Genomic DNA, 24,260 nt, shown 5'->3' with positions numbered 1-24,260 from the left:
TCGACGGCTTCTACGGTCGGTGTACAGCGAGCGAAAACTCGTTGGAATCAATCCGTGTGAGTTCCGGCAGGGCGCGGCACAAATCTGGCTCCAAGCTGATCCAGAATGTCGTTCCCCGTGGTTGAGTCGTATTCTCCGCCAAGCATCACCATGACCTGTACGGCGGTAATGCCGACGGCTTGAGCGTGATCAATGGCTTGGATGATTTTGGATTCCGGGTAGGACGCACCGATTCCGTTGCTGGCAATGTAACCGTTCGCAATTTGGTTACCGCCGTGGGTGAATGAATGGAAAAAGCCGAATGCGTTCTGATATAGCTCCGAGAAGATCCTGAATTGATCGAAGGGAGGATGCGCCTCAATCTGTTGAGCCAAATTGCCCTTGGGCGCATTGTCATTCTTGAGGAAATCTAGAGCGCTTTCCTCGTCGCCGCAGAGAAGGAACCAAGAGCCTCGCTTGAATTTGTCGTTCATGGGGCGAAGTAGGCTGAAAGCGCTGCCAGCGAGTTCCCCGCTCGAGTTAAGAACAAGCATGTTGATCGCAACTGCGTCGTCGTACGCCGCGCGCAGCAGCGCGAGTGCCGTGCGATGGTGCTCAGGCATGGATCCTGGCATCCGGAGTCGGCTGGCCTGTTCGCCGGCAAATTGGAGGTCTTGCAGGTTTCGGTCGGCTCTCTCTTGCAAGGCGGTCATCGCGGTGTCCGTGAGGGATGGCAAGCGGCGTCGAAAATGTAACCGGGGAGAAGTGGTCAGTTTCCAGAAGTCGGGTCAGATTGCATTTCTCCAGAAACAGGGGTCAGAGTCGAATTTCAAGAAATGGGGTCGGGTTCCATTTTCGTGCGAATCGCGCTTTGATCTTTCGCTCCAGTCGTCGCAGATAAGCGCATGAACTCTGACGCTGTCGAGCTAGAGCAGTCCCTCGCAACAGAGGAATCGGTTGATCGACTGTCGTTCGAGTGGCTTTACCGCCGCGTTAGCGCGTACGTCGACAAGACATCTTCCGAAAGTCCATCCCTCACTGAAAGGTGGGCCACTCGGTTGGCGTTCGCTAGCGCCGGGGTTGGCTTGCTAGCCGCCATGTTGTCTCCGGCCGTCCTCTCGCCGCCGGCAGCGCTAAACGTAATGAAGGTCGCTCTGGCATGTGAGTGCTTGGGAGGCGCGGTGGCAGCCATTCGGATGCTCTGGCGTCAGGTGCCGCACTGGCGCCGACTGCGCGCGAATCATGCTGCGGAGATGGATCGCGAGTTCCACCTATGGCGTGATCTCATCTCCGAAATGCGCGCCTTTCCACGATCGCAGCGCGAGCAGATGCTCAGCTTTGCCAAGCAATTGCGAGAAGGCATGACCTATCGGTTGGGTCTTGCGCTTGGCGGCGTCGAACGCCTTGGCGTGTTCCCGATATTGGTTGCGTTGTACCTTCAGTTCCGAAACTGGAAGTTTGGCGATTGGGCGGCTGCGTTCGACGTCCACCTCGTAGGCGGTTTGCTGATCTGGGCGATTGCCCTGCTGTACGTCATGGGATGGGCGCTCGTCGGACTACGCGTCCGCCTCTCCACGTACATCGACCTGCTCGAAGAGTCGATTGCTGACTGAGCTGCCCGCTGGAAAGCAGGTAAGAACACGGGTCAGAGTCGAATTTCGCTCTGGTCGACGCTCGAATGAAGCAGGGGTCAGAGTGCAATTTCGCCCCGTGGTGACCGCGGCCGCAACGCATTGATCACTTCGCGTTGGCGCGCGTCGGCTAGCCTGCCGCTGCACCTGTTGCACATCCCCCAACACATAAGGCGCAGCCCATGACTCATCGTTTCCCGTCGTTCTCCACCACCGTCGCCACGGCCCTTCTGGGCGCGGCGCTGATGCTGCCTGCGTCGGCCAACGCCGCGTGCCGTCAGGTGGGCGACAGCTGGCTCACAGGCGACTGCTCACCGCGGGGTAGCACCTGCGAACGCCACCTCGTCGTCAGCTACGGCTACTACGGGAACGACGCGCAGCCGTTGATGACCGTCGCGCGATACCGCCGAACGTCTCAGCAGTGGTACTTCGTGCACCTCTACTCGATCCACTGCTGACGGCACGCCGGCGCGACGCCGCTTGCGGCCGCGCCGACGAGGTGAGTGCAAAGGCCGCCCTCGGGCGGCCTTTTTCATACGTGACTTTCCTGCACGGTGTCCGAAACACGCGTCAGAGTTGAGTTTCGGAAAACACCACTCTGACCCCGGTTGTCCCGGTTGTCGCTCAAGGAGGCCCGCGCGCGACCGTTAACGGACGCGACGCAGTCCCGGAGGTGGGGCCGACGAGGCCCCTCGATATGCTCGGCTCACTGAAAGACCTCGTGCTGACCCGCGATGCCAAGCAGCGCATCCGCCTCGCGCATTCGGGCCTGGCGTCGGTGTTGCTGCTCGCGGCCGTCGCGGCGATGCATGGCATGGCCGCGTTCGGCGTCAATGACGGCAAAGGGCTGTGGCCGTGGACGGTGGCGTCGGTCACCTGCATCGTCACGTTGTTCGCGGCGATCCGATTCGGTTGGTCGGCGCGTCTGAAGGATCCATCGCTGACGGTCGTGCAGTTGCTGTTCGCCGTGGCGTGCAGCGCGTCGGCCTATCGGGTCGCGGGCGCGGGACACGGTGCGCCGCTCCTGATGGTCTCGGTGGTGTTGATGTTCGGCATGTTCGGACTGCGCGCGGTGCAGGCGTGGCTGATCGGCGGCTATTCGGTTCTGGCGTTCGGGCTCGCCATGTATTCCGGCGTCCGCGCGCGTCCGGACATCTACGACCCCCGCGTGCAACTCGCGTATTTCATCTGCCTGATCCTGTTCGTATGCGGTCTGACGGCGGTCAGCCAGCGCGTCTCGGCCATGCGCGACCGGCTCCGCGCGCAGCGCGCGGAACTGGCCGCGGCGCTGGAGCGCATCAGCCTGCTGGCGACATCCGACGACCTGACCGGGCTGCTGAACCGCCGCGCGATGTCCGAACTCCTCGAACGCGAGCGGCAGCGGTCGGATCGCGCGGGGCATGCGTGGTGCGTGGCCATCCTCGACATCGACCACTTCAAGCGCATCAACGACGTGCACGGACACGCCGCGGGCGACGAAGCGTTGCGCGTCGTCGCCCGCGTCTGCACGAAGGCGATGCGCAGCTGCGACGCGGTGGCGCGCTGGGGCGGCGAGGAGTTCGTGCTGCTGTTCCGGGACGTGGATCCGGCGCACGCCGTGGACGCGGCCGAACGTATCCGGGCAAGCGTCGCGGCTTCACCCGTCAGTTTCGGGGCGGCGACGTTCGGCCTGACCGCATCGATCGGCGTTGCGACCCATCAGCGCGGCGATGAGATCGCGCAGACGCTGTCGCGCGCCGATCGTGCGCTGTACATGGCGAAGGTCGCCGGTCGTGATCGTGTGCGGGATGCCACAACGGGCTGATGCGATCCGCGCCTGCTCACTGCCGATGTGTCGCGAAAGGGGGTGGATGCAGCCAAGCGGGTTGATTGCTCGAAAGCAGGGGTCAGGTTCTATTTGGGCCTACGAGAAGCGGGGTTAGGTCCAATTTCTTCCCACAGGCGAAAACTCGCCGGTTCTTTTCCCACGGAGAGTGATCGGGCGCCCTTCAACCGAAGCGCCGCCATCGGCTGGGCGTGTTCGCTAGACTGCCGGCCAACGTTTGGGGAAACGTCGCCGTGATCGCGATCCGTGCCACAGGGCTTTTACTGGCCTGTTTTCTTGCGGGATGCAATTCATCTAGCCCTGATGCGGCGTCGCGCGAAGGCGCGCCACCGTCCCGTGCAGGTCAGCCGCTCGACCCGCTCGAGATGGCTGCACGCGTCGCGAAGATTCGCGCGCACGCGGTCATGGGCGATCAGGAGGGCGTTCGGCGCGAAGCCGATGCCATGCAGGATGACCTCCGGCGCTCGATGAAGCTTCCAGACGCGGGACGGCCCATCGATCGCGAAGCAGCGCGCGTTGCCGCCAAGCGCGTGCCGGGCGTGCATTCGGTGGTGTGGGTGGACCGTTCGAACCTGCTCGCGCTCGTGGATCACAATGAACAGCGCACGATGGAGACCGTCGACGCGATCTGTCGCGAGTTGGATCCGCTGGGTGACACACTCGCCGTTGTCGTCCATCTGCAGAGTCGCGTGGCGCGCACGGGCGACGAGCTGGAAACGGTGTCCCGGAATTGCCAGCTGGCCGAAGGCGACCGTGCGTTGCTGCAGGAGCGCCGTCAGCTGGACGTGCTCTCCCCCGAAATTCGTGCCGAGCATGCCGCGCAGCAGCATGGGGGGCAGAGCGGCGTCGCCTCCGAGCGCAAGGCGAACGACGCTGCACGTCTCATCGAGTCGAGCACGCCGGAGATGTAGCTCGACGCGTTTCGTCTTATCCCGGCCTCACCATCGCACCGCAGTCGGAAGGCTGTAGCCAAAAGAAAAGAATTGAAATGGAACGCACAATCGCCCGCACCACGAAGTCCGCCGTCGTCCTGGTCTGCCTGGTGTTCGCGTTTGCAGTCGGGCTGCACCGCGCACTTGCCGCTGAGCCGGTGCCAACCAAGCCGGCCGCGATGCCCGCATCCAGTCCGCCGGAGACCGATCCGGACATTCTGGAAGCGACGCGGCTGATGGATCACTGGGGAGGGGACGGTGCGGTGCTCGCCAAGGTGCGCTCGCTGCTCGCGGCCGCGCTGGAACGCAATCCGAAATCGTCGCGCGCTTATCGCAGGTTGGCGCGCGTTGAAATGCTCGACGCGATGGAGACTTCGGACCACTACGACGAGGCCGGGTTGGCGCGAGCGCAGAAGGCGTTGGATCGGGCGATCGAGCTCGAGCCCACCAAGGGCGACGCGTTCGTGCTGCGATCGGATATTGATCGACTGCAAAGACGCTTCGAGGAGTCGGAGGTGGCGCTGAAACATGCCGAGGCATTGGGCAGTGATGCAGGGCTCGTCGCTCAGTCGAGGGCGTTTCTGCTGCAGGCGCAGGGACGCTACGCGGAGGCGATTCCCCTTTGCGAGCGTGCAAAGGGCGACGACGGCGAACCCAACAATGGCTGTCTCATGGACTCCTACGAGGGGCTGGGCCGCGTCGACGATGTCGAAAGGCTCCACAAGGCTTTCATCGCCGCCCACCCGGATTCGGCCTGGAACCATGGCAACTATGGCCATTTCCTGCTGTGCACACGGGATCGTCCGGATGACGCCGAGCGGGAGTTGATGGCCGCGCTGGAGCGCATGGACTACGGGCTCGCCCACCGCCACCTTGCTGCCGCGCGTTATCGCCAGTGGTCGCTCGCCTACCGCAAGGGTGATGGCGCCGCCGCGGAGCGTGCATGGGCGTCAGCCCAGGCGGCGCTACCCGGCGATCCCGCGCAAATCCTCGACGACAGTTGCAACGAGGACTGGGTGCTGCCCGTGTTGAAGACGTTACGCGATGCCCGTCGGGGGACCGTCCTGCCGCCCGTTGCGGCAGTACTTGTCGCGGCCGAGAAGGCGCCGTACGCCTTCGCGGGCATCTTCGCGTTGGAGGCGAAGGGCGGCGCGCTGCTCGGCGGAAGTGCCTTCCTGAACTCGGAGTCCGACTATCGCGACCAACGTTGCCTCACGATCGAATTTACTCCGGAGGCGGTGGCGCGCTATCGCCAGAAGCACGGCAGCGATCCCAAGCAGGACCTGACCGGCAAGACGCTGTTGGTTGCGGGATTCGCCAAGCGCGTTCGCATCGATTTCATGAATGAGATGCGCATGCCATCGGGTGCGTTCTATTACCAGACGCACGTCATCATCACTGATCCCGATCAGGTGTCGGTGGTCGATCCGGACTCGGAGCAAGCGCCGCAGTCGGAGCAGCCGCACATCCATGTGTAGAACGGCTTAAACACGGCGCAGAGTGCAAATTCCCAGAGAAATGGGTCAGATCCCTTCGCATGCTGGTCCTACGGCATCGCGGGATCGCAGAAAGAAGGGGTCAGGTTCATCTCCTCGCGCAATTGAGCCTGGCCCGTTGCTCCGACAAATGGCCGCGCCTTGGTAGTCCAACGGTCGTGCTTGCTGTGTCCAAGAACCCAGGCCTAGATTGGGCCGGCGGATTGGCCGCCGTTATGGGAGTACGCCATGACACGCAAGTACGTCGACTGCCGGGAGATGCCGAGCGAATCCGGATGCACCGTCGCGATCGCCGCGGACTCGGAGCGGGAGCTTGAAGACGCCGCCGTGCACCACGCAGTGGCTGCACATGGCGAACACGACACGCCCGAGCTGCGCAGCATGATCCGCCGCAGCTTCCACGCAGGTTCGCCGCCGGTCGAGCACCCGCGCAGCGCCCGCGCCTGAACGAGGCTGGCGAAGACAACAGGGTCGGTGTCGACCGACCCCGAATGTCGACGGGCGCGGTTAAGCACGCGCCGGTCGCGCCCGCACCGCGGCCGGACATTCCAGTGCCTTCTCGACCATCACCTGGCGCCTCCGCTCCGTTTCGCCGACGACGCCCGTCGTCCGTCGACGTCGCGCGCCTGTCTGACGAGAAGCGCCGAAGTCCACGGTCGGAAAGCCCGCTGCCCCCGGCCGTCTGGTTTCCCCCGGTCCCGCTCTTCACGTCCGCTGGGCCAACCCGAACGGAGACCGGCCGGGCGGCGGGACGTCCCGGCGGATTCGACGGGGCGTTGAGCCGGTGCGGTGCAGGGTCGTGCGATGACTCGAACCGCACCTCTCTTTCCTCGCGTCGTCGCCGTGCTGGTCGCGGCAGCGTTGTGCACACCCACGGTGGTCGATGCCAAGCACGGCAAGCACGGACACGGCCATGGTCATCGTCATGATCATGGTGAGTACGCCAAGGCTTGGAAGCACGGCCGGCGGCAGCGCGACCTGTGGCTGTTCCCCGGAGTCGTGATCGGCCGCGCGCCGGTGCCGGTTGCGGCGCGTTCCGCTGTCCGCACGTCGGCCGCGCCACCGGTGACGTCTCGTGCGCGATCCACCGTCGACGTCCGCACGTCGTCGACGAGTGCAGTGTCCTCCACCTCGCGCAATGTCGCGCCGGCGCCGACATCGGCCGTGGCGTCCCCGCAGATGGACGCGGCACGAAGCGCAGCGGTCGGCAGTTTCCTGGCGGATCATCCGCCGCGTTGAAGCAAGCGCGGTCGCAGAGAAATGGATCCAAGAAATGGGGTCAGCCTCCATTTCAGGACACTTTCCGAAACACCGCCCTGACCCAGACGGAAACGGGCCAGGGTCCATTTCTCTCAGGCAGGGCGCGTACGCATAGAAGAGGGGGAAACGGCGACGGGTCCGCGTCTTGCCGGGAAAATGCGGGCCCCAGTGATCGCGGCGCGAGGTCGCCCGTCATTTTTTTCTTCGCGCGGCTGAGCATTGCCTGCCGATGGCAATATGCGCCTCAAGGCGGGCGGGGGCTCGCTGCGGCGGCCACCGTCGCGAATCGTTCAAGGGGAAAACGATGATGCGCAATGACGAACGTCGCGGCCTGTCAGCCGCGAATAGCAAGGCACGTGCGGGTGTCGTGCTGCTGGCTCTGGCAATTCTGGCCGGCTGCCCGCTCGCGGCATTTGCGGAGGCGTCGTCGGCTTATTGCACCGTGGACGATTCGGGTGGCCGGCACATCTGGGTGTCGTCAGTGTTCACGCCGCCGCCGTCGGCCAGCGCGGACGACCTCGCCACCGACTTCCACACGTATGTCGGCACGCTCGGCGGCGCGGGCATGAAGCAGTGCGTGGTGGCCGACCGCGCCACCGTGGATGCCACGCGTGCGCGCGTGGCCGAGATCATGGGCAAGCGCGTGTTCGGCATTCGCGTCTACACCTGGCATGACGTGCCGTGGACGCCCGACGCGTCGCGTTACGCGGCGGCGTCACCCGTGCCGCGCGGTGCTTCGACGCAGTACGTCTACTGCCGGATGGTCGATGTCGAAACGCGGACGATGGTGACGAGCGCCGTCATTCCCGTGCAGATGCCGGGGCGTCAGGACATGGCGCACTTCAGCACGCTCGAGCGTTGGCAGAAGGCGTTCGGGGCGCAGGCCGCAGCGGCGTATCGCGTCAACGAGTCGCCCAACTGCATCGCGAGCGACACCGCTGCGGAGGCTACGAAGGACCTCGAGGACTACCGCAAGGCGTTCCGGTTCTCGCGGGTGAAGAACATCGAGATGCCGTGGGTGCCGGATGCGGCCGATGCATCCGCACCGCCGGCCGCGCGGCAGACCGCGGCTGCCGCGGCGCCGACGGCTTCGTCGTCCGCCAAAGGCGCCAAGGCCGCCGACGACGACGTCGAAGCCGAATTCTGGCGACGCATCAGCGGCAGCCGCCAGGCCGCGGACTTCGACGACTATCTCGCGTCGTTTCCGCAGGGCCGCCATGCACCGATCGCGCGGCTCGAAGCCCGTCGCCTGCGCGGCGAATCCGGCGGTACGGGGGCCTCGGCAGCCGCGTCGACGAACGCTGCGACCGTGCCGGACGCCATCGCGTCGCGCATCGCGAAGGATCCGTTCTTCCAGCTGCCTGCGTCGGGCGGTGGAAGCGTCGAGCGGTCCGGCTCGCATAAGACCGGATCGCTTGCGGTCAACCTGACGTTGCGTGCGCAGCGCGAGCCGGCGTCCAACCTCTGCCGCGTGCACACCACGTCGAGCGCCGGCGGTGTCGAAACCCGGTATGACGGTACGACGTGGGCGGGACTGCTCGCACTCGACGGAACGATGCGGTCGCAGAGCCAAATGGGCCCGCACGAGTTCAGGTCGCAGGTCACGTCGATCGACGCGCTGGAGGGCCAGCCGTTCCCGCTGGTCGAGGGCCACACCTTCGGCTACACCGCCAGCCTGCGCACGACGGATGGCGGCGCCATCAACATCTCGACTGCAACGGCGTATCGCTGCGTCGTCGGCCGCACGGGTCCCGCCAGCGCCGTGGTGCCGGGGCGGTCGGGCGATGCGACGGAACTGCAGTGCACGCTCACCCTCAAGGACAGCCCGACGAAGCCGCTGCAACAGACGGTGCACTGGTTCAGTGATGCGGGATGCTTCGTGCAGGATCCGTCGCGCTGAAGATCGAAGGCGTGGGTCAACGGAGAAATGGCGTCCGCAGAAATGGGGTCAGGTGCCAGTTCGTGCCGCGGCGTCGAGGAAATTGAACCGAATCCTTTTTCGCGCCGCGGCATCGGCGCGCTTCAGGCGATGCGGCGGGGCGCGGATGACGGCGGCATCGCGCACTCGCCGATGCGCGCGCGATGGCGCCTGCTGCGACGCCTCACGACCGCTTAGCGCCTGCCGGCGTAACGTGCGCGGCCCTCCCTCCCTCACGTAACTGCCGGCCATGAAGATCCTGATGGTGTTGACGTCGCACGACCGCCTGGGCGACACGGGCGAGAAGACGGGGTTCTGGCTGGAGGAATTCGCGGCGCCGTACTACGTGTTCAAGGACGCCGGCTTCGACGTCGCGCTGGCGTCGCCCAAGGGCGGCCAGCCGCCGTTGGACCCGCGCAGTGATGCCCCTGACGCGCAGACGGACGCCACGCGTCGTTTCGCCGGGGACGACGCGGCGAAGCAGGCGTTGGCGAACACGGCGAAGCTGGCGGGCCTGCAGGCGAGCGAGTACGACGCGGTGTTTTATCCCGGCGGCCACGGCCCGCTGTGGGATCTCGTCTCCGATCCGCATTCGATTTCGCTGATCCAGTCCACGTACGCGGCGGTGAAGCCGCTCGGCCTGGTATGCCACGCGCCCGGTGTATTGCGGGACGCGAAGGCCATCGACGACGCGCCGTTGGTGCAGGGGCGCAAGGTCACCGGCTTCACGAACAGCGAAGAGGAAGCGGTGGGCCTGACCAAGGTGGTGCCGTTCCTGGTCGAGGACATGCTGAAGGCGAAGGGTGGCCGCTACGAGAAAGGGGCCGACTTCGCCAGCCACGTCGTGATCGACGGCAACCTGGTCACGGGGCAGAACCCGGCGTCATCCGCCGACGCCGCGAATGCGCTGATCGCGCTGCTGGGCAAGGGCTGAGCTCGCGCTACATCCGCTCCAATCGCCCGAACCCGAACAGCGCCGCCAGCGGATGGCGGCGTTTTTCGATCAGCGCGCGTAGCAGCGGTGCGCCGACCGCGCTGTAGGTGATGCCGTTGCCGCCGTAGGCCATGGCGAACTGCACGCGCGGGCCCCATGTCGGATGTGGGCCGAACCACGGCAGCGCGTCGGACGTTTCGGCAAACGTGCCACCCCAGGCGAAGGCCGGCGTGAGGTCCAGGTGCGGCATGCGCGCGGCGACCTGTTTGCACAGCGAGCGCACCTTCTTCTGCACGCGTGCGTCCCGTCGCGCCGGAACGTCGACCGCATCGTCGTCGCCACCGATCAGCAGCCGGTGGTCACCCGTGCTGCGCACGTATAGATACGGGCGTGCGGATTCCCACACCACCGCGTGGCGCAACTCGCCGATCAGTTCGGCGTCGAGCGGATCGGTGATGAACGCATAGCTCGAGCGGCTCTTCGCCAGGCCGCTGGGCAACCACTGCTGCGAGGCGTAGCCGGCGGCGACCACCACGTGTGACGCCTCGATCGCCTGGCCTGTCGTGACGGTGAGCCGCACGCCACCACGCCGCGGTTCGATGCGTTCAACCCGGGTGCGGTCGTAGACCTCGACGCCGCGCCTCATCAGCTGCGTGAGCAGGCGGTACGCCATGCGATAGGGATCGATGCGCGCCGCCTGCGCGCTGAGGATCGCGCCGGGTGCATCGATGCGATAGCGGGCCTGCACGTGCGCGGCGTCGAGCCATTCGACGTCGAAGCCGTGGCGTGCACGCAGCGCCGCCTCGGCCTTGAGCGGTTCGACGTGTCGCGCCTTGCTCGCGTAGTAGAGGCTTTGCTGCGCGCGGAAATCGACATTGCCGACGGACTTTGCAAGCTCGGCCACCCGGTCGACGCCTTCGCTGCACGCGCGGTACGCGAGCACGCCGTCGCGCTCCCCGTAGCGCCTGCAGAGATCCGTCAGGTGCGCGTCGATCTCGTATTGCAACAGCGCGGTGCTCGCGGCCGTGCTCCCCCACGCGACGTCGCGTTGTTCGAGCACGGCAACGGCATGGCCTGCGCTCGCGAGCTCATGCGCGATCAGCGCACCCGTGATGCCGCCGCCGATGATCGCGACATCGACGCGCGTGTCCGCCTCCATGCGAGGAAACGCATGCATGAGGCCGCTGCGTATCGCCCAGTACGGGTAGCCGCTCTTCAAATCCATCGCGCTATCGGCTGCTTGGAGGCAGCACAGCGTGCCAAGCGGCCGTAATGGTGTCGTGAGCGAGCGACTGCGCACATGCAACGACAGGGAACTCCGCCCCTACCGCAGCCGGGTTGGGCTAAGAGAGATAACGCGGACGCCGCGGTGATTTTCCGCGCAGCAACGGCTGACAAATCCGCATTGCCACCAATATCGAGCTGGATTAGGTTGACGTCCGGACCCAGGTGGGGCCGGGTCCGAACCGAGCGCCTTACGGCCGTCGGGCATATGGGCCGCTTAGGGGGAAGCGATGAATCGACGTGCACGATTTTCGGGGGCCACGTTCGCTGCGGTGATGGCTGCGACTTCGGCAAGCGCAGGCGCGCGGGTTGAGCGTGCTGCATCGCCCGCAGCAAATTCCTGGCTGTTGCCCGCAGACACCGTGGTCGAAGGTGCGAGCTTTGGCGAATGGACCGGGCGGTGGTGGAACTGGGCGCTGTCGCAGCCCATCGAGCCGTTCCTGGATCCCGACGGTCGTATCTGTGATCGGGGTCAGGACGGCCCGGTCTGGTATCTGGCCGGCACGGACGGCTCGTTCGACGCACACCGCGAATGCGTGGTGCCGGAAGGCAAGTACCTGCTGATTCCGATCATCAACATGGTGCAGATGCGCGTTCCCGCGACAGCGCATCTGAGTAGCGCGGCCTGCGAGGGTCTGCGTCGATCCGCCGCGGTGAACAACGACAACCTGGCGAGTGCCGTTGTCCTGGTCGATGGCGTCAAGGTGCCTGACGTCACCGCTTTTCGCGTGAGAAGCGGGCGCTGCTTCGAACTCGCCGCGCGTAACGCGAACGCCGCGGCGGACGGTTACTGGCTGTTTCTCAGACCGCTGCCCCGCGGACGGCATGTCATTACGGTCGGTGCGAACTACGACTCCGGCCGTGATCGTGGCTACGGCACGATGGTGCAGAACTTCGAATACGTGGTGCACGTCGGCGGTCGGACGAACCTGACATCGCTTTGAGCGCGAAAAAGCGTCGGGTTCGATTGCAAGCTTTTTATCCGCAACTCAGATGGGGGCGACATGGCGACGAAGTTCATCTCGATGTTGGCGCTGGGCGTGTTGCTCGCTGCGTTATCGGTAGCGGGCGACCTGCGCGCGGCGGATGAGGGAAATACGTTGCAGGAACTCCAGGGCAAGTGGTACGCGACGCGTGAGAAGGTGACGATCGAGGTCAAGAACAACGTCATCACCGTCGTCGAGAACAGCAGCTCGAAGCCATGGCCGACCCAGCAGCACTACGTGCCGGGGCTGGTGCTGGCGCGGCTGGATGCGGTCCAGCACCAGGGGTCGCGCGTGGTGTGGAGCGGCGAGTGTTGGACGGATCTCCGACACGACAGCTGCTCGGAGGCCGCGTCGGCCTTCTACGAGAAGCGCGGCAAGCCGGCGTACTGGAACCTGTACATCGGCGCGATGTCGTTCGTGCGGAAGGCGCAGCTCGCGGAATGGGAGTCGTCGCGAGAGTAGGTCCGTCGAGAGCGTGGCTGCCAATCGAGAAACAACGAAGCCGGGGCACCAGCGAGTTTCGTCCTGACCCGTCTGCGCCGCGCCCTTCCGGCGTGTCCAAGCTCGCCGACCGGGCAGGGTGCGGCGGGCGCTCAATCATGGCGCGGGAGCATCGATCGCGCTGCGTACGGACGCTGCAGACAATCGCGGCTGAGCTCGATGTTGCCGACCCGCACGGCTGTCCCGACTACACCATTTGCCGCGTTGGCCGTTAGCGACACGAACGCCGCCGCGACCCTGCGCCTATGCGTGCAGCCCGCTCGCGGCTCATTTCCGTCGCAACATTCATCGGACCCCTCCATGTTCCGCCTTCGCACCGCTTGCTTACTGTCCCCGATCGCGCTTCTCCCGACCGCTGTATTCGCGCAGGACGCGCCTGCCGCCGACGCGACCGCGCCCAAATGGGTGTCGCACCAATCGACCGACCCGGCCGGCACGCGCACGTGCGCGGTGTACCCGCTGCGCACGAAGCCTTTCCCGATGATCTTCTTCTACGGGCGCGAGAGCAGCGGGGAGCTGTCGCTCGAGGGGTCCGACGCCACACCGATGGATCTGACGTTGCAGGTGGACGCCAATCCCGTGCTCGACGGCGGCTTTCCGACCATGTCGCGCAAGAACACGGCGGCACTGATCAATCAGATGCGCGCGAATGGACAGAACCTGCGCCTTTCGCAGTCCCTTCTGATCGACGGCAAGCTGAAGCAGTTCCATCTCGATCTTCCGCTGATGGGCGCCGTCGACGAACTGGACAAGTGTAGCGCCTGGCTCAAGCCGTAATCGCGGGACGTCAGCGTCGAAACGAGCAATGACGCGCCCGATGCAGCGCACCCGTCACTCGTCCTGAAGTCGCACTGGGGCGGCTTCGCGCGGTGTCGACGCCTGCGGTCAAATGCTGCGTCCCACTCCGCGCCCCCAGCGGAGGAGGACACGCGATGAACAGCAATCTCGAAAGCCTGGCGCAGCAGCTCTCCACGCACGGCAATGCGCCGGTGCCACCGGAAGCGCGGCAGCAGGTGGAGCAGATCGTGCAGCAGGCGCCGCCGCAGGCCTTGAGCGCGGGGCTGCAGGACGCCTTCAATTCCGACCAGACGCCGCCGTTCGCGCAGATGGTCGGCCAGCTTTTCGGTCACGCGAACGAGCAGCAGAAAAGCGGCATCCTGGGCGCGTTGCTCGGCGGGCTCGGCGGTGCGAGCCATCCGGTCGTGCAGCAGGCCGGCATCGACCCGAATGCTCCAGCGCGGGCGACCCCGCAGCAGGTGGAGCAGATCGCGCAGCAGGCGCAGCAGCAGAACCCCGGCATCGTCGGGCAGATGAGCCAGTTCTATGCGCAGCACCCGACGCTGGTGAAGTCCCTCGGCGGCATGGCGCTGGCCGTGATGCTCGGCCGCATGCACGGCAGCACGCGGCATTGATGCGATGCGGGCTTCGCCGTGAATGCGGCGGAGCCCGCTGGCACGTCGAGCGAATAAGTCGATTGCCTTGCGCGTCGCGGTTAGGGGGCAGCTTCGCCGGTGGTCGTCGCGGTCGCTTGCGAAGACGCCTACCTTGGCGTTACGCGCCGGGCTTAGATCGTTGCCGCGGTGTACGCGTAGACGCCGAGGCCCAGGGCCACCAACCACACCGCGAAACTCAGGCCGAATGCGAGCATCAGGCGGACAGCATTGCCCCAGCGCCGGCCGAACAGGCCGAGGCCCATCGTGAGCATCGTCGCCATCTGCACGGACATGCCGATCGATTGGGCAGTCTGCCAGGCGTGGGTGAAGTACATGAGGGGGGCGATCAGCAGCGCGTGCACGAACAGGAACGTGCCGGTGGCGTAGAGCGCGAACGCGAGCGCCTCGGCGAGATTGAAGCGTGGACTGCGGAAGAAGAGCCACAGCAGCACACCCATGGGCACGGCGAGCAAGCCGCTGACGAGCGCCATGTGCTCGGTCGCGGCGAAGATGTTTTCGGCGAGCGCGCGCACGAACGTGTCGACACGCGGATCGAGCCCCGACAGCATCTGCGAGCGCATCCACGCGATGTAAGGCGCGCGATACCACCCATATGCCACCAGCGAGGCTGCCGCGGCCAGCAGGCTGTATGCGATCGGGTTGGTATAGCGCGCACGCGCCGTGCCGGCAAAGTAGTCGCGCAGCATCGTACCCGGGCGCCAGATCAGGTCGACGAAGGTGCGCGGCAGTCCCTTGTCCAGATGCAGGTAGTGCTGCAGCTGGTGCGCGAAGTAGGCGAAGGTCAGCCGGTGCGCATCGTGCGTCGGCGCGGTGGTATCGATTGGCGTTGCATCCATGGCGTGCTCCCCTGCTACCCGTGCGGCCCACGTCGCGCTAGTGCGCGCCCCGTCGTGCGGCCGATGCGGGAGTCTAGCCCGCGACCGTGGCGATCGCGCCACCGTGCGCGGCGTGGCGGGTCGGGGTGGCCGGGAGGAGTGCATGACGGCGCGTCATGACGCCGTGCCACCTCCTGTGCGTCGAGTTAACCTTTCCCCAAGTCGAAAGCAGGGATGACCCCATGAACGCCACCGTCGTCGGTCTCGTAACGCCGCATGTCCTGCGCGTCATCGATCTCGCCAACCAGGCCGAAAAGGGCGTCAACGTGGACTGGTATCTGCGCGGCGCGGTGACCGGCACGCTGAATGAATTTCGTGAGCAGTACAACGGCGCCACGTTGACGGCGGCGTACATCGAGGCGCTGGAAAGCGCGGCGGCCCAGGCCGAGCCGAAGCGCGCGGTGTACATCCGCACGCTTCAGACGGCGGTCGGCGCGGCACGCAATCCCAGATAAGTTCCGCGGCCGCTCGACGTCGCTCCGTCCGCGCCAGTCGCGCGGCACGTTGGGGGCTGCGGAGGGCCGCCTGCGGGGCTGGTTCGAGCGCACTTCCAAGCACAGCGAGTCGCTCGCCCGCGCGAGCCGGTAGCGGTTGACCACGGGTCGTGTCCGCCGGACTATCGCGCCACCGCCTCCGCACGAGGCCGACCCGGTGTCCGCCGTGATGCAGCTCGGTCGCAGGTCCGCAGTGCTTGCCGGGGTCGCCGCGATCGGCGGCGTCACCGCGCTCCAGGCGTTCAACAGTTTCACCTGCTACGACGCGACGCTCGGGCAGTTCCTGTCGGGTTGGGCGTTCTTCGTCCTCATCCCGCTGATCCCCGCATTCGTCTCGCTGATGACAGCCAATCCCCTGCGTGCCGTCGGCGCGTGCGCGCTGTTCGCGCCGTGGCTGGCGTTCGCGTACTACACCGATTGCGTACGTCCGTACACCGGCGGCGGCGCGTCGATGATCTATGTCGGTGTGCTGTTGTGGGGCACGCCGTCCGCCATTCTGGGTGCGCTGGTGACCGGGCCGGTCTTGCGGCTGTTTCGCATATCGGTCGTCGCGCGCTGATACCGCAATCCCATCACGCCAGAAGAGGGGAATTACGCGTGGGAAAAGCAATCGTCTATCTGATCGGTGTGGCCGTCAGTCTCCTGCTGCTGTGGTCGACGGGGCTTGTGGACGGCATGTTCGACCGCGGGAATCTGAAGCAACGCGATGCGTTCTGGCGGGAGACGATCGCGAAGGAAGCGCCGACCGGTACGTCGAAGGACGCAGTCGACGCGCTGGTCGGGCGCTATGGGATGTCGCTGGAATGCTTCCACTCGTCGCTGGATCCGCCGATCGCGGACTGCATGGCGGACGACCCGGCGTCGAAGGGCGGGACGCGCGTCCATCCCGTCGCGCTGGAGCTGCGCTTCATCTTCCATGGCGACACGCTGGCCAGGTTCGAGACGAATTGGCATGCGCTCAAGTAGCGCAGGCTGATCGGCTCTGCGCACGACATCGGCAAGGCTTGTTCCAGGTCGTTGTCGGCTCCGTGAGGCGCGGGCCGGCACAATGGGCACCCCCGCCGTACCCGTGATGCCATGACGCTGCTCCGCCTGTTCCTCATCTTCCTGCTCATCGCGGTCAGCACGGTGACCCACGTCGTGCCCCTGCTGGCGGCGGCGCTGCTGAAGGCCGTGCTTCCGATCGACGCCCTGCGTCGGCGCTTCGATGCGCTGCTGACCGGCATCGCGGAGAGCTGGATCGGCGTGAACAGCTGGATGCTCGACCGGTTCACCCATACGCAGGTCGACGTCGAAGTGGACGGAGCGCTCCTTGCGGACGGCCACTACCTGATGCTCGCGAATCATCAGAGCTGGGTCGACATCGTCGTGATGCAGAAGGTGTTCAACCGGCGCATTCCGCTGATGCGGTTCTTCCTCAAGCGCCAGCTGATCTGGGTGCCGTTGCTCGGCCTCGCGTGGTGGGCGCTCGATTTCCCGTTCATGGGGCGCTACACCAAGAAGCAGATCGCGCGCCGTCCGGAACTCGCCGGGCGCGACATCGCTGCAACGCGCCGCGCCTGCGAGAAGTTCCGCGCGATTCCGGTGACGATCGTCAATTTCGTCGAGGGCACGCGCTTCACCCCGGACAAGCACGCACGGCAGGGCGAGACCTACCGGCACCTGCTCAAGCCGAAGTCGGGCGGCGTCGCTTTCGTGCTCGATGCGATGGGGCAGGGGTTGCACGCGATTCTCGATGTGACCATCGCGTATCCCGCCGGGCGCCCGTCGCTGATGGACCTGCTCGCCGATCGCGTCCCCACCGTGCGCCTGCAGGTGCGCCAGCGTGCGATTCCCGAGACGCTGGTGGGCGGTGACTACCAGAACGATCGGGCATTCCGGGCGCGCTTCCAGCAGTGGATGAACAGCGTGTGGCGCGACAAGGACACCGAGATGGAGCGCCTGCTGGCGAAGTAGGCGTCGCTGTCCGACTGCGGCGTACTGTGCGGGCGACGGTGATGCGTCGTCAGAGGTCCACGCCGGCGAATGTGTGCCATGCGCCGTTCTCGAACCGGTACGAGTCCACGTAGCGCGCGTCGTACGGCTGTCCACCCTTCCCGGTACCGTGCATCACCGAATACGCGGTCGCGTAGTCGCCGCTGATCACGACGGTGGTGTCGAGCGGCGGAACGTCACCGGTTTTGCCGCGGTTCGTCGCGACGCGCGCCAGCAGGTCGGCCTTGCTGCGCACCGCGTTGTCCCGCGCCACGATGACCGAGTAGGCGGGGTCGAGCAGGCAGTCGAGGAAGCCGGTATCGCCGTGTGCCTCGGCCGCGAGCCAGCCGCGCTCGATGCGCTGCAGCGTGTCGACGTCCTTGTGTTGATCGGGCGTGCGCGACCCGCTGCAATCGGCGGCGTGCGCGTGAAGGGCAGCGGACGACAGGGCGACCGCAAGGGCGAGCTGGCGCATCGACGTTCCTTCTTCTACGGGGAGTGATCGCGGCGACTGCGGGTCGGCAGGTCACAGGGCGCTCGATCTGATGATGGTGATCGGAGCGTTTTAGTCGCAGGCCGTTCGTCGCCCCGCACGTCACGGACACCGCGGGTAGGGTCTACTGCCGTCCTGCCTCGACGTTTCCACCGCGCAAACGGGCTTCCGCCATGCAGAAATTCGCCGAGAACTTCTGGAATCTCCGCGGCACCTACCGGGTTGGGGGCGTGCTCAACATCGGCACGCACATGTCGCTCGTGCGCCGGGACAACGGCCGCTTCGTCGTCATCGACGGCTGCGGCCTCGACGATGCGCAGCGCGACGCGGTCATGGCGCTCACGTCGAACGGCGATCAGGTCGACGCCGTCGTGCATGTGCATCCGTTCCACACCATGTACGTGGACGCGACGCATCGACTGTTTCCGAAAGCGGCATTGCACGGCACCGCGCGCCACCGTCGACGCGCCCCGTCGCTGCCCTGGTCGGACGTGCCGATCGAGGACTGGGGCGATGACCACCCGTTCGCCGACGTCTTCGACCTGTCGATTCCGGACGGCGTCAACTTTGTCTGCCTCGACGAGCGCGTGCACGTGGCTTCGGTGCTCGTGCGCCATCGGGCGAGCGGCATCATCCATGTGGACGACACGTTGAATGTCCTGGCCGGGCAGGGCGCGCTGAACAAGCTGCTGCCGCAGTCGTCGCTGCGCATGCATCCGTTGCTCGCGCGTGCGCTCAAGCCGACGGCAGGCGCGGCCGACGCCTACGCCGCGTGGGCGCGTGGGCTGGCGACGCGCTGGTCCGATACTCGCATCGTCTGCGCCGCGCATTCGGCGGTACGGCATCTGCCGGCGGGCGGCTTCACGCGTGAAGTCGAGGCGGCGTTGGGGCGCGTGTCGCGTACGCTCGATCGTCACCGGGCGAAGCACGGGTAGAAGACGCGAACATGCAGACGGGTGGCTGAGACCAACGTCGTCTTGGCGCGTTTCGTTTCGCCAAATGCATCGTGTTTCCCGGGTCGCCTCGCATCACCCGACGTCTTTGATTTCGATCACCCTGCGCCGCAACCAAGAGGGCTTTCATGCACCGGCTGGCCATTTCGATGAAGACACTGTTCCTCGCCGCGCTCGGGTTGTCGGGCGCCATGACCGCGCCGGCACATGCCGCCGACGTCGCACTCGCGCGGCTGGATTGCGGCAACGAGCCCCAGCCGGTCAGCGTCGCGTCGTTCTCGGACACGTTGGCGTATCCCGACCTCAAGCTGCCGCTGACCTACAGCTGTTACGTCATCCGCCATGGCGACCGCTACATCGTCTGGGACACCGGCAATCCGCGCGACGGCGAACCCGAAGCCCCGAAGACGGCGCTGGTCGACCTGCTCGCGCAGGCGCACGTGCCGGTCGATGCGGTCGACTATGTGGGCATCAGTCATTACCACCACGATCACACCGGACAGCTGGCGTCCTTGCCCGAGGCCACGCTGCTGATCGGCGGTGGCGATTGGGACGCGATCCGTGCCATGGAACCGCCAGTGGGCGTCGACGCGAAAGCCTTCGCATCGCGTCGCGCCCCGTTCGCGCCGTGGCTGTCGGGCGGCGCCAAGGTCGATCCGGTGCGCGGCGATCGCAAGGATGTATTCGGCGACGGCAGCGTCGTGATCATCAGCCTGCCCGGGCACACGCCGGGCCACTCCGGTCTGCTCGTGAAACTGGAGAAGTCGGGCTACGTGCTGCTGAGCGGCGACGTCACCCACTTCCACGAGAACTACGATACCGACGGCGTGCCGGCGTGGAATACGAGCCGCGCCGACTCGCTGGCCTCGCTCGATCGCTTCCGCAGGATCGCGCGCAATCTGCATGCGACGGTGATCATCCAGCACGATCCGCGCGACATCGCCAAGCTGCCCGCGTTTCCGGAATTCGCGAAGTAGCAGCTGTTCCGCCGGACATGCGCTCATGCGGCGCGTCGCTGCGGCCGTCCAGCCCGCCCGTCTCGCCATACGAGGAATCCCATGATCACCGTCTACGGCTTCGGTCGCGTCCACCCGGCAGTCATCGGTGAAACGCGCGACCTGCGCGTGCTCTGGGCGCTGTAGGAAACGGGCCTGCCGTACCGTCTGCACGGCCTCGACCACACGGGCGGCGAGCTGGACGGCGACGCCTATGGCGACATCAGCTGCTTCCGTCAGGTGCCGGTGATCGACGACGAGGGATTCGTTCTGTCCGAGTCCGCCGCGATCGCGCTCTATCTCGCCGAGAAATCCGGTCGACTGATTCCGCCGGATTTTCAGGGCCGTACGCGCGTGACGCAGTGGTGCTTCGCCGCACTCGCGACGGTCGAACTGCCGCTGGCGCAACTGCAGATGCTCGACAACTTCGGCAAGGGCGATGCGCAGTTGCGCGTGTGGCTGGTGGCCTGGGCCGAACGCGTGCTCGGCAACCTCGAGGGCCGTCTCGACGGACGCGAGTGGATCGCCTGTGCCGGGTTCACCGCAGCGGATCTGCTGATGGCCGCCGTGTTGCGCGAGATCCGCAAGACCGACCTGCTCGATCGCTACCCCGCCGTGCAGGCTTTCTACGGCCGCGCGTTCGCCCGCCCGGCGTGGTCACGCACGCTCGAAGCCTATGCGCAGCGGCACGGTGTCGAGGTGGCGTCGATCCGCTGACGGCACGGGTGCGTCGTCAGCCCACGAACGTGCGTTGGCGCCTGGTCCCAGCGGCGCTTCCGCGCGGGCACCGCACTCGCTGCACACGCTGCGCCTTTACAAAACTACACAAAGCGCTCGTCGACGCTGAATGCGGCGACGCGACCCTGCACCTGTCCATCCGGACGCCCATTCCTCATCGAACAGGTGCACTCATGACCCAGGATTCCGACCGTTCCCTCCGTTCGACCCGTGCCCGCTCCACCGGCGCGCTCGTTCGCGGCCTTGCCCTCACTGCCGCGTTCTGCATCGGCGGCCTCGCCACGTACGCCGCCACCGCGCCGTCGGCATTCGCATCGACCGTTGCCGAGAATTTTGCAGGCACACCGCTGATGCAGCACCTGCATTCCCACGCCGACATGCATGCCCACTTCGAGCAGGTGCTCACAGGCGCGGGCGCGAACGATGCACAGAGGCAGCAGATCGACGCGATCTTCAAGGAGGCCATGACCGCCGAGCACGCCGACATGGCGCGCTACCACGCCACGATGGGCCGCATGAAGACGCTGCTGACGGCGTCGCAGATCGACAGCCTCGCCGTCGAGCGCGTGCGCAGCGACCAGGACCAGCTCCTGCTCGACACCAATCGCCGCATCACCGAAACGCTGACGCGATCGGCGCGCGTGCTGACGCCGGCGCAACGCCAGGCGCTGGGCGCGGAGATCGACCGGCTGATGGCGCAGCAGATCGGGCATCATCACGGCGGGTGACGCGAACCCGCGGCTGCCGCGCACCACGCGGCAGCCGCATCCGCATGCAGGCCTTCCATGTCGCAACGCATCCTCATCATCGACGACGACGAGCGCCTGTGCGCGATGCTCGAGCAGTATCTCGCGCAGGGCGGCTACAGCGTCACGTCGCGGCATACGGCGGCCGATGGGCTGGCGGAGCAGCGCCGCACGCCGGCCGACGCGATCATCCTCGACCTGATGTTGCCGGATGCCAGTGGCCTCGACGTCTGCACGCGGCTGCGCCAGCGCAGTGGCGTACCGGTGGTGATGCTCACCGCGCGCGGCGACCCGATGGATCGTGTGGTCGGCCTCGAACTCGGCGCTGACGATTACCTGCCAAAGCCCTTTGAGCCGCGCGAACTGCTGGCGCGCCTGCGCACCGTGCTCCGCCGCGGCCAGCATGCGATCAATCCCGTGATGCGCTTCGGTCGTCTCGAGATCGACCGGGAAGCGCGGCGGGCGCGCATCGACGGCCAGCCGCGCCCACTCACCGGGCATCAGTTCGACATCCTGATCACACTGGCCGAGCGCGCGGGACGCGTGGTGAGTCGCACGCAACTGCTCGACGCCATCGGCGGTCGCGTGCTGGACACGTTCGATCGCACGGTCGACGTGCACATCTCGAGCATCCGCGCGGCGATCGAGGACGACCCGCGACAGCCGCGCCGCATCCTCACTTTGCGCGGCGTCGGCTATCTTTTCACGCGCGTGCAGGACGAGGACACGCCGGCATGATCCGCCGGCTCTACCTGCGCATCTACCTGACGACGCTGGGCGCGCTCGCGACCGTCGTCGCGCTCTTCGCACTCGCATCGTCCGTGATGTGGGGACGCCCGGGTGGCCCGCAGATGCTGCGACGGCTGCATTCGGATGCGCTGCACCTGCACGTCGACGGGCTCGCCGTCATCGTCATCGTCGCGCTGGCCGTTGGACTCGCGATGTATCCGCTGGTGCGCGCGCTGACCCGCCAGATCGAGGCGCTGGCCACGAGCATGGACCGGTTCGGCGCGGGCGATCTGGCGACGCGCGCATCGGTGACGGGCTCCGACGAGGTGGCGCACCTCGCGGCGAGCTTCAACGCGATGGCCGACCGCGTTGCGTCCCTGATGTCGGCACATGGCCGCATGCTGGCCAATGCGTCGCATGAGTTGCGTTCGCCGCTGGCGCGCATCCGCCTCGCGTTGGAGCTGCACGACACCGCGCCACGCGCCGAACTGCTGCAAGGCATCCGCGCGGACTGCGCCGAGATCGATGCACAGCTCGAGGAGATCCTGCTCGCCAGCAAACTTGAGGCGGTGGGCCTCGAACGCGTGGACGAGTTGGATCTCGCGGCCGTGCTCGCCGAGGAATGCGCGCGGCTGGACATCCCGTTCGATGTCGAACACGCGCCGGTGCGTGGCGACGCCCGGCTGCTCCGCCGCATGATCCGCAACCTGTTGGACAACGCGCTGAACCACGGACAGACCGGCGTGGATGCACGCGTGTTCGTCGACGGCGAAGGGCGTCGCATCGTGCAGGTGGCCGATCGCGGGCCGGGCATCGCGGAGGCCGAGCGCGAGCTGATTTTCGAACCGTTCTACCGGCCCGCGAACACGCGGGAGAGCGGGAGCGGGTGGGGGCTGGGCCTCGCGCTGGTCCGGCAGATCAGCGCGGAGCACGGCGGTGCGGTTCGCTGCCTGGCGCGCGAAGGCGGTGGCTGCCTGTTCGAAGTCTCGCTGCCGGCGATTCGTGCGGAAGCAGTGTCTCCTGAGTGACTCGGTACGGCGCGAGCCCCTTGAGCCTTTGTCCGACAAACGGCAACTGAAAGGTTGCGCAAAGGGTTGCATCGGCGTACCGTAGGTCGCGCAACTTAATGGTTGCGTATCGCCTTCTGCCGTCGCGCGCCGTGCGCATCCGCGACGTCCCTTTCGCCCACGAGGATTCCCATGGACATGCCCGTTTCCACCGGTGCCAGCGACGTCGTCGAGCGCCGCATCGTCATCAATGCCCCACGTGATCGCGTCTGGCGTGCGCTGACCGATACACGCGACTTCAGTACCTAGTTCGGCACCCGGATCCAGGACCAGCGCTTCGCCGCCGGCCAGCGCGTGCGCGGCCCGATCACGCACTGCGGCTTCGAGCACGTGAATTTCGACGTGGTGGTCGAGCGCGTCGAACCCGAAAGCGTGTTCGCCTACCGCTGGCATCCGTATCCCGTCGATCCGTCCATCGACTACGACGCCGAGACGCCGACGCTGGTGACCTTTACGCTCAAGGACGCCCCCGGCAATGCCACGCTGGTGACGGTGGTGGAATCCGGTTTCGACGACGTCCCGCCGCATCGCCGCCTCGAAGCGTTCCGCATGAACGATCGCGGCTGGGCGGCCCAGTTGGAGAACCTCGCACGCCATGCGAGCCAAGCCTGACCCGAACGGGCAGGGCGTTACCGCCTTGCCCGACATCGCCGGAGCCAGCGAGTCGCTCGCGCGCGTGTTCGCCGCACTCGGCGATCCCACGCGCCTGCGGCTGGTCACGCTGCTGTGCGCGGGCGGTGCGTTGTCGATCGCGCAGCTGACGGCGACCACGCACATGAGCCGCCAGGGCGTGACCAAGCATCTCGAAGTGCTGGCGCAGGCCGGCGTGGTGCAGGACGTGCGCTCCGGGCGCGAACGCCTGTGGCAACTCGATCCGCGCCAACTCGAAGCCGCGCGTCGCACGCTGGAGATCATCGGCCAGCAATGGGATGTCGCACTGGGCAGCCTGAAGGCGTTCGTTGAATCGAACTGACGGGACGACGTGCGCGGCAGATG

28 protein-coding genes are annotated in these 24,260 nt (G+C 66.4%); 24 read left to right on the top strand and 4 right to left on the bottom strand.

Annotated features, from left to right (window positions below; genetic code table 11):
- Positions 1 to 47 precede the first annotated feature (47 nt).
- Complete coding sequence (locus tag DWG18_RS07820; RefSeq protein ID WP_115646684.1) at positions 48 to 692, bottom strand: hypothetical protein; 645 nt, start codon at positions 690 to 692, stop codon at positions 48 to 50.
- 429 nt (positions 693 to 1,121) lie between these two features.
- Between DWG18_RS07820 and DWG18_RS15485 the strand changes: the two genes are divergently transcribed.
- The 8 genes from DWG18_RS15485 (at position 1,122) to DWG18_RS07775 (ending at position 9,975) form a co-directional block, all read left to right on the top strand.
- Positions 1,122 to 1,592: a hypothetical protein gene (locus DWG18_RS15485; protein WP_240318487.1), complete on the top strand. Its 471-nt coding sequence runs from the start codon at positions 1,122 to 1,124 to the stop codon at positions 1,590 to 1,592.
- A 200-nt stretch (positions 1,593 to 1,792) separates the two neighbouring features.
- Positions 1,793 to 2,068 (top strand): hypothetical protein, encoded by a 276-nt coding sequence (locus DWG18_RS07810; protein ID WP_115646683.1) that lies wholly within the window; start codon positions 1,793 to 1,795, stop codon positions 2,066 to 2,068.
- A gap of 239 nt (positions 2,069 to 2,307) precedes the next feature.
- Entirely contained in the window at positions 2,308 to 3,414 is a 1,107-nt protein-coding gene (locus DWG18_RS07805) for a GGDEF domain-containing protein (protein ID WP_115646682.1), read from the top strand.
- A 254-nt stretch (positions 3,415 to 3,668) separates the two neighbouring features.
- Positions 3,669 to 4,346, top strand: a complete 678-nt coding sequence (locus DWG18_RS07800; RefSeq protein WP_162823759.1) for a hypothetical protein — start codon at positions 3,669 to 3,671, stop codon at positions 4,344 to 4,346.
- A 77-nt stretch (positions 4,347 to 4,423) separates the two neighbouring features.
- The gene (locus DWG18_RS07795; protein WP_115646680.1) at positions 4,424 to 5,845 is read left to right on the top strand and encodes a hypothetical protein; all 1,422 of its coding nucleotides are present in this window, start codon (positions 4,424 to 4,426) and stop codon (positions 5,843 to 5,845) included.
- 246 nt (positions 5,846 to 6,091) lie between these two features.
- Entirely contained in the window at positions 6,092 to 6,310 is a 219-nt protein-coding gene (locus tag DWG18_RS07790) for a DUF1059 domain-containing protein (protein ID WP_115646679.1), read from the top strand.
- 1,120 nt (positions 6,311 to 7,430) lie between these two features.
- Positions 7,431 to 9,023: a hypothetical protein gene (locus DWG18_RS07780; RefSeq protein ID WP_162823758.1), complete on the top strand. Its 1,593-nt coding sequence runs from the start codon at positions 7,431 to 7,433 to the stop codon at positions 9,021 to 9,023.
- Between the two features lie 268 nt (positions 9,024 to 9,291).
- Entirely contained in the window at positions 9,292 to 9,975 is a 684-nt protein-coding gene (locus tag DWG18_RS07775) for a type 1 glutamine amidotransferase domain-containing protein (protein ID WP_115646676.1), read from the top strand.
- 7 nt (positions 9,976 to 9,982) lie between these two features.
- Here DWG18_RS07775 and DWG18_RS07770 read toward each other — a convergent pair whose 3' ends face one another.
- Positions 9,983 to 11,200: an FAD-dependent oxidoreductase gene (locus DWG18_RS07770; protein WP_115646675.1), complete on the bottom strand. Its 1,218-nt coding sequence runs from the start codon at positions 11,198 to 11,200 to the stop codon at positions 9,983 to 9,985.
- Between the two features lie 406 nt (positions 11,201 to 11,606).
- Here DWG18_RS07770 and DWG18_RS07765 point away from each other — a divergent pair, with 406 nt between their 5' ends.
- From DWG18_RS07765 to DWG18_RS07750, 4 genes are all read left to right on the top strand, one after another.
- Positions 11,607 to 12,203 carry a hypothetical protein gene (locus tag DWG18_RS07765; protein ID WP_240318486.1) on the top strand — a complete coding sequence of 199 codons (597 nt, stop codon included), beginning with the start codon at positions 11,607 to 11,609 and terminating at the stop codon, positions 12,201 to 12,203.
- A gap of 60 nt (positions 12,204 to 12,263) precedes the next feature.
- Complete coding sequence (locus tag DWG18_RS07760; RefSeq protein WP_115646673.1) at positions 12,264 to 12,707, top strand: hypothetical protein; 444 nt, start codon at positions 12,264 to 12,266, stop codon at positions 12,705 to 12,707.
- Between the two features lie 339 nt (positions 12,708 to 13,046).
- Positions 13,047 to 13,523 carry a hypothetical protein gene (locus tag DWG18_RS07755; RefSeq protein WP_115646672.1) on the top strand — a complete coding sequence of 159 codons (477 nt, stop codon included), beginning with the start codon at positions 13,047 to 13,049 and terminating at the stop codon, positions 13,521 to 13,523.
- A gap of 155 nt (positions 13,524 to 13,678) precedes the next feature.
- Entirely contained in the window at positions 13,679 to 14,158 is a 480-nt protein-coding gene (locus DWG18_RS07750) for a hypothetical protein (RefSeq protein ID WP_115646671.1), read from the top strand.
- A gap of 152 nt (positions 14,159 to 14,310) precedes the next feature.
- On the opposite strand, the gene DWG18_RS07745 is transcribed toward DWG18_RS07750, so the two are convergent.
- Positions 14,311 to 15,036, bottom strand: a complete 726-nt coding sequence (locus DWG18_RS07745; RefSeq protein WP_162823757.1) for a DUF3667 domain-containing protein — start codon at positions 15,034 to 15,036, stop codon at positions 14,311 to 14,313.
- 221 nt (positions 15,037 to 15,257) lie between these two features.
- Here DWG18_RS07745 and DWG18_RS07740 point away from each other — a divergent pair, with 221 nt between their 5' ends.
- The 4 genes from DWG18_RS07740 to DWG18_RS07725 all read left to right on the top strand — a co-directional run bounded on the left by DWG18_RS07740 (position 15,258) and on the right by DWG18_RS07725 (position 17,525).
- Positions 15,258 to 15,530 (top strand): hypothetical protein, encoded by a 273-nt coding sequence (locus DWG18_RS07740; RefSeq protein WP_115646669.1) that lies wholly within the window; start codon positions 15,258 to 15,260, stop codon positions 15,528 to 15,530.
- 208 nt (positions 15,531 to 15,738) lie between these two features.
- The gene (locus DWG18_RS07735) at positions 15,739 to 16,128 is read left to right on the top strand and encodes a Na+:solute symporter (protein ID WP_115646668.1); all 390 of its coding nucleotides are present in this window, start codon (positions 15,739 to 15,741) and stop codon (positions 16,126 to 16,128) included.
- A 38-nt stretch (positions 16,129 to 16,166) separates the two neighbouring features.
- Positions 16,167 to 16,535 carry a hypothetical protein gene (locus tag DWG18_RS07730; protein WP_115646667.1) on the top strand — a complete coding sequence of 123 codons (369 nt, stop codon included), beginning with the start codon at positions 16,167 to 16,169 and terminating at the stop codon, positions 16,533 to 16,535.
- A 111-nt stretch (positions 16,536 to 16,646) separates the two neighbouring features.
- A complete protein-coding gene (locus DWG18_RS07725) occupies positions 16,647 to 17,525 on the top strand; it encodes an acyltransferase (RefSeq protein ID WP_115646666.1) in 879 nt (292 codons plus the stop codon).
- 49 nt (positions 17,526 to 17,574) lie between these two features.
- Here DWG18_RS07725 and DWG18_RS07720 read toward each other — a convergent pair whose 3' ends face one another.
- A complete protein-coding gene (locus tag DWG18_RS07720; RefSeq protein WP_115646665.1) occupies positions 17,575 to 18,018 on the bottom strand; it encodes a nuclear transport factor 2 family protein in 444 nt (147 codons plus the stop codon).
- Between the two features lie 191 nt (positions 18,019 to 18,209).
- Between DWG18_RS07720 and DWG18_RS07715 the strand changes: the two genes are divergently transcribed.
- The 8 genes from DWG18_RS07715 (at position 18,210) to DWG18_RS07680 (ending at position 24,237) form a co-directional block, all read left to right on the top strand.
- Positions 18,210 to 18,971, top strand: coding sequence for a hypothetical protein (locus tag DWG18_RS07715; RefSeq protein WP_115646664.1), 762 nt, complete (start codon positions 18,210 to 18,212; stop codon positions 18,969 to 18,971).
- A gap of 167 nt (positions 18,972 to 19,138) precedes the next feature.
- Positions 19,139 to 19,966, top strand: a complete 828-nt coding sequence (locus DWG18_RS07710) for an N-acyl homoserine lactonase family protein (protein WP_115648094.1) — start codon at positions 19,139 to 19,141, stop codon at positions 19,964 to 19,966.
- Positions 19,967 to 20,140: 174 nt separating this feature from the next.
- The gene (locus DWG18_RS07705) at positions 20,141 to 20,701 is read left to right on the top strand and encodes a glutathione S-transferase family protein (protein WP_304466098.1); all 561 of its coding nucleotides are present in this window, start codon (positions 20,141 to 20,143) and stop codon (positions 20,699 to 20,701) included.
- A 194-nt stretch (positions 20,702 to 20,895) separates the two neighbouring features.
- Entirely contained in the window at positions 20,896 to 21,450 is a 555-nt protein-coding gene (locus tag DWG18_RS07700) for a periplasmic heavy metal sensor (protein WP_115646663.1), read from the top strand.
- A gap of 57 nt (positions 21,451 to 21,507) precedes the next feature.
- Positions 21,508 to 22,206 (top strand): response regulator transcription factor, encoded by a 699-nt coding sequence (locus tag DWG18_RS07695; protein WP_115646662.1) that lies wholly within the window; start codon positions 21,508 to 21,510, stop codon positions 22,204 to 22,206.
- Complete coding sequence (locus tag DWG18_RS07690) at positions 22,203 to 23,225, top strand: HAMP domain-containing sensor histidine kinase (protein ID WP_115646661.1); 1,023 nt, start codon at positions 22,203 to 22,205, stop codon at positions 23,223 to 23,225. Before DWG18_RS07695 ends, DWG18_RS07690 begins: the two co-directional genes overlap by 4 nt.
- 333 nt (positions 23,226 to 23,558) lie before the next feature.
- Positions 23,559 to 23,876, top strand: a complete 318-nt coding sequence (locus DWG18_RS07685; RefSeq protein ID WP_240318485.1) for an SRPBCC family protein — start codon at positions 23,559 to 23,561, stop codon at positions 23,874 to 23,876.
- Complete coding sequence (locus DWG18_RS07680) at positions 23,860 to 24,237, top strand: metalloregulator ArsR/SmtB family transcription factor (RefSeq protein ID WP_115646660.1); 378 nt, start codon at positions 23,860 to 23,862, stop codon at positions 24,235 to 24,237. The genes DWG18_RS07685 and DWG18_RS07680 overlap by 17 nt, the downstream gene beginning before the upstream one ends.
- Positions 24,238 to 24,260 lie beyond the last annotated feature (23 nt).

Origin of the sequence: Lysobacter sp. TY2-98 (assembly GCF_003367355.1) — a bacterium.
Lineage (GTDB): Bacteria > Pseudomonadota > Gammaproteobacteria > Xanthomonadales > Xanthomonadaceae > Cognatilysobacter.
The sequence above is the reverse complement of the archived record's forward strand: the minus strand, read 5'-3'. Positions and strand labels throughout refer to the sequence as shown.

Coding starts and splice junctions, on each gene's coding strand:
- DWG18_RS07680 (WP_115646660.1), top strand. CDS start 23,860: ATGCGAGCCAAGCCTGACCCGAACGGGCAGGGCGTTACCGCCTTGCCC.
- DWG18_RS07740 (WP_115646669.1), top strand. CDS start 15,258: ATGAACGCCACCGTCGTCGGTCTCGTAACGCCGCATGTCCTGCGCGTC.
- DWG18_RS07715 (WP_115646664.1), top strand. CDS start 18,210: ATGCAGAAATTCGCCGAGAACTTCTGGAATCTCCGCGGCACCTACCGG.
- DWG18_RS07690 (WP_115646661.1), top strand. CDS start 22,203: ATGATCCGCCGGCTCTACCTGCGCATCTACCTGACGACGCTGGGCGCG.
- DWG18_RS15485 (WP_240318487.1), top strand. CDS start 1,122: ATGAAGGTCGCTCTGGCATGTGAGTGCTTGGGAGGCGCGGTGGCAGCC.
- DWG18_RS07725 (WP_115646666.1), top strand. CDS start 16,647: ATGACGCTGCTCCGCCTGTTCCTCATCTTCCTGCTCATCGCGGTCAGC.
- DWG18_RS07810 (WP_115646683.1), top strand. CDS start 1,793: ATGACTCATCGTTTCCCGTCGTTCTCCACCACCGTCGCCACGGCCCTT.
- DWG18_RS07755 (WP_115646672.1), top strand. CDS start 13,047: ATGTTCCGCCTTCGCACCGCTTGCTTACTGTCCCCGATCGCGCTTCTC.
- DWG18_RS07790 (WP_115646679.1), top strand. CDS start 6,092: ATGACACGCAAGTACGTCGACTGCCGGGAGATGCCGAGCGAATCCGGA.
- DWG18_RS07770 (WP_115646675.1), bottom strand. CDS start 11,200: ATGGATTTGAAGAGCGGCTACCCGTACTGGGCGATACGCAGCGGCCTC.
- DWG18_RS07745 (WP_162823757.1), bottom strand. CDS start 15,036: ATGGATGCAACGCCAATCGATACCACCGCGCCGACGCACGATGCGCAC.
- DWG18_RS07780 (WP_162823758.1), top strand. CDS start 7,431: ATGCGCAATGACGAACGTCGCGGCCTGTCAGCCGCGAATAGCAAGGCA.
- DWG18_RS07775 (WP_115646676.1), top strand. CDS start 9,292: ATGAAGATCCTGATGGTGTTGACGTCGCACGACCGCCTGGGCGACACG.
- DWG18_RS07710 (WP_115648094.1), top strand. CDS start 19,139: ATGAAGACACTGTTCCTCGCCGCGCTCGGGTTGTCGGGCGCCATGACC.
- DWG18_RS07695 (WP_115646662.1), top strand. CDS start 21,508: ATGTCGCAACGCATCCTCATCATCGACGACGACGAGCGCCTGTGCGCG.
- DWG18_RS07820 (WP_115646684.1), bottom strand. CDS start 692: ATGACCGCCTTGCAAGAGAGAGCCGACCGAAACCTGCAAGACCTCCAA.
- DWG18_RS07700 (WP_115646663.1), top strand. CDS start 20,896: ATGACCCAGGATTCCGACCGTTCCCTCCGTTCGACCCGTGCCCGCTCC.
- DWG18_RS07805 (WP_115646682.1), top strand. CDS start 2,308: ATGCTCGGCTCACTGAAAGACCTCGTGCTGACCCGCGATGCCAAGCAG.
- DWG18_RS07795 (WP_115646680.1), top strand. CDS start 4,424: ATGGAACGCACAATCGCCCGCACCACGAAGTCCGCCGTCGTCCTGGTC.
- DWG18_RS07735 (WP_115646668.1), top strand. CDS start 15,739: ATGCAGCTCGGTCGCAGGTCCGCAGTGCTTGCCGGGGTCGCCGCGATC.
- DWG18_RS07760 (WP_115646673.1), top strand. CDS start 12,264: ATGGCGACGAAGTTCATCTCGATGTTGGCGCTGGGCGTGTTGCTCGCT.
- DWG18_RS07720 (WP_115646665.1), bottom strand. CDS start 18,018: ATGCGCCAGCTCGCCCTTGCGGTCGCCCTGTCGTCCGCTGCCCTTCAC.
- DWG18_RS07750 (WP_115646671.1), top strand. CDS start 13,679: ATGAACAGCAATCTCGAAAGCCTGGCGCAGCAGCTCTCCACGCACGGC.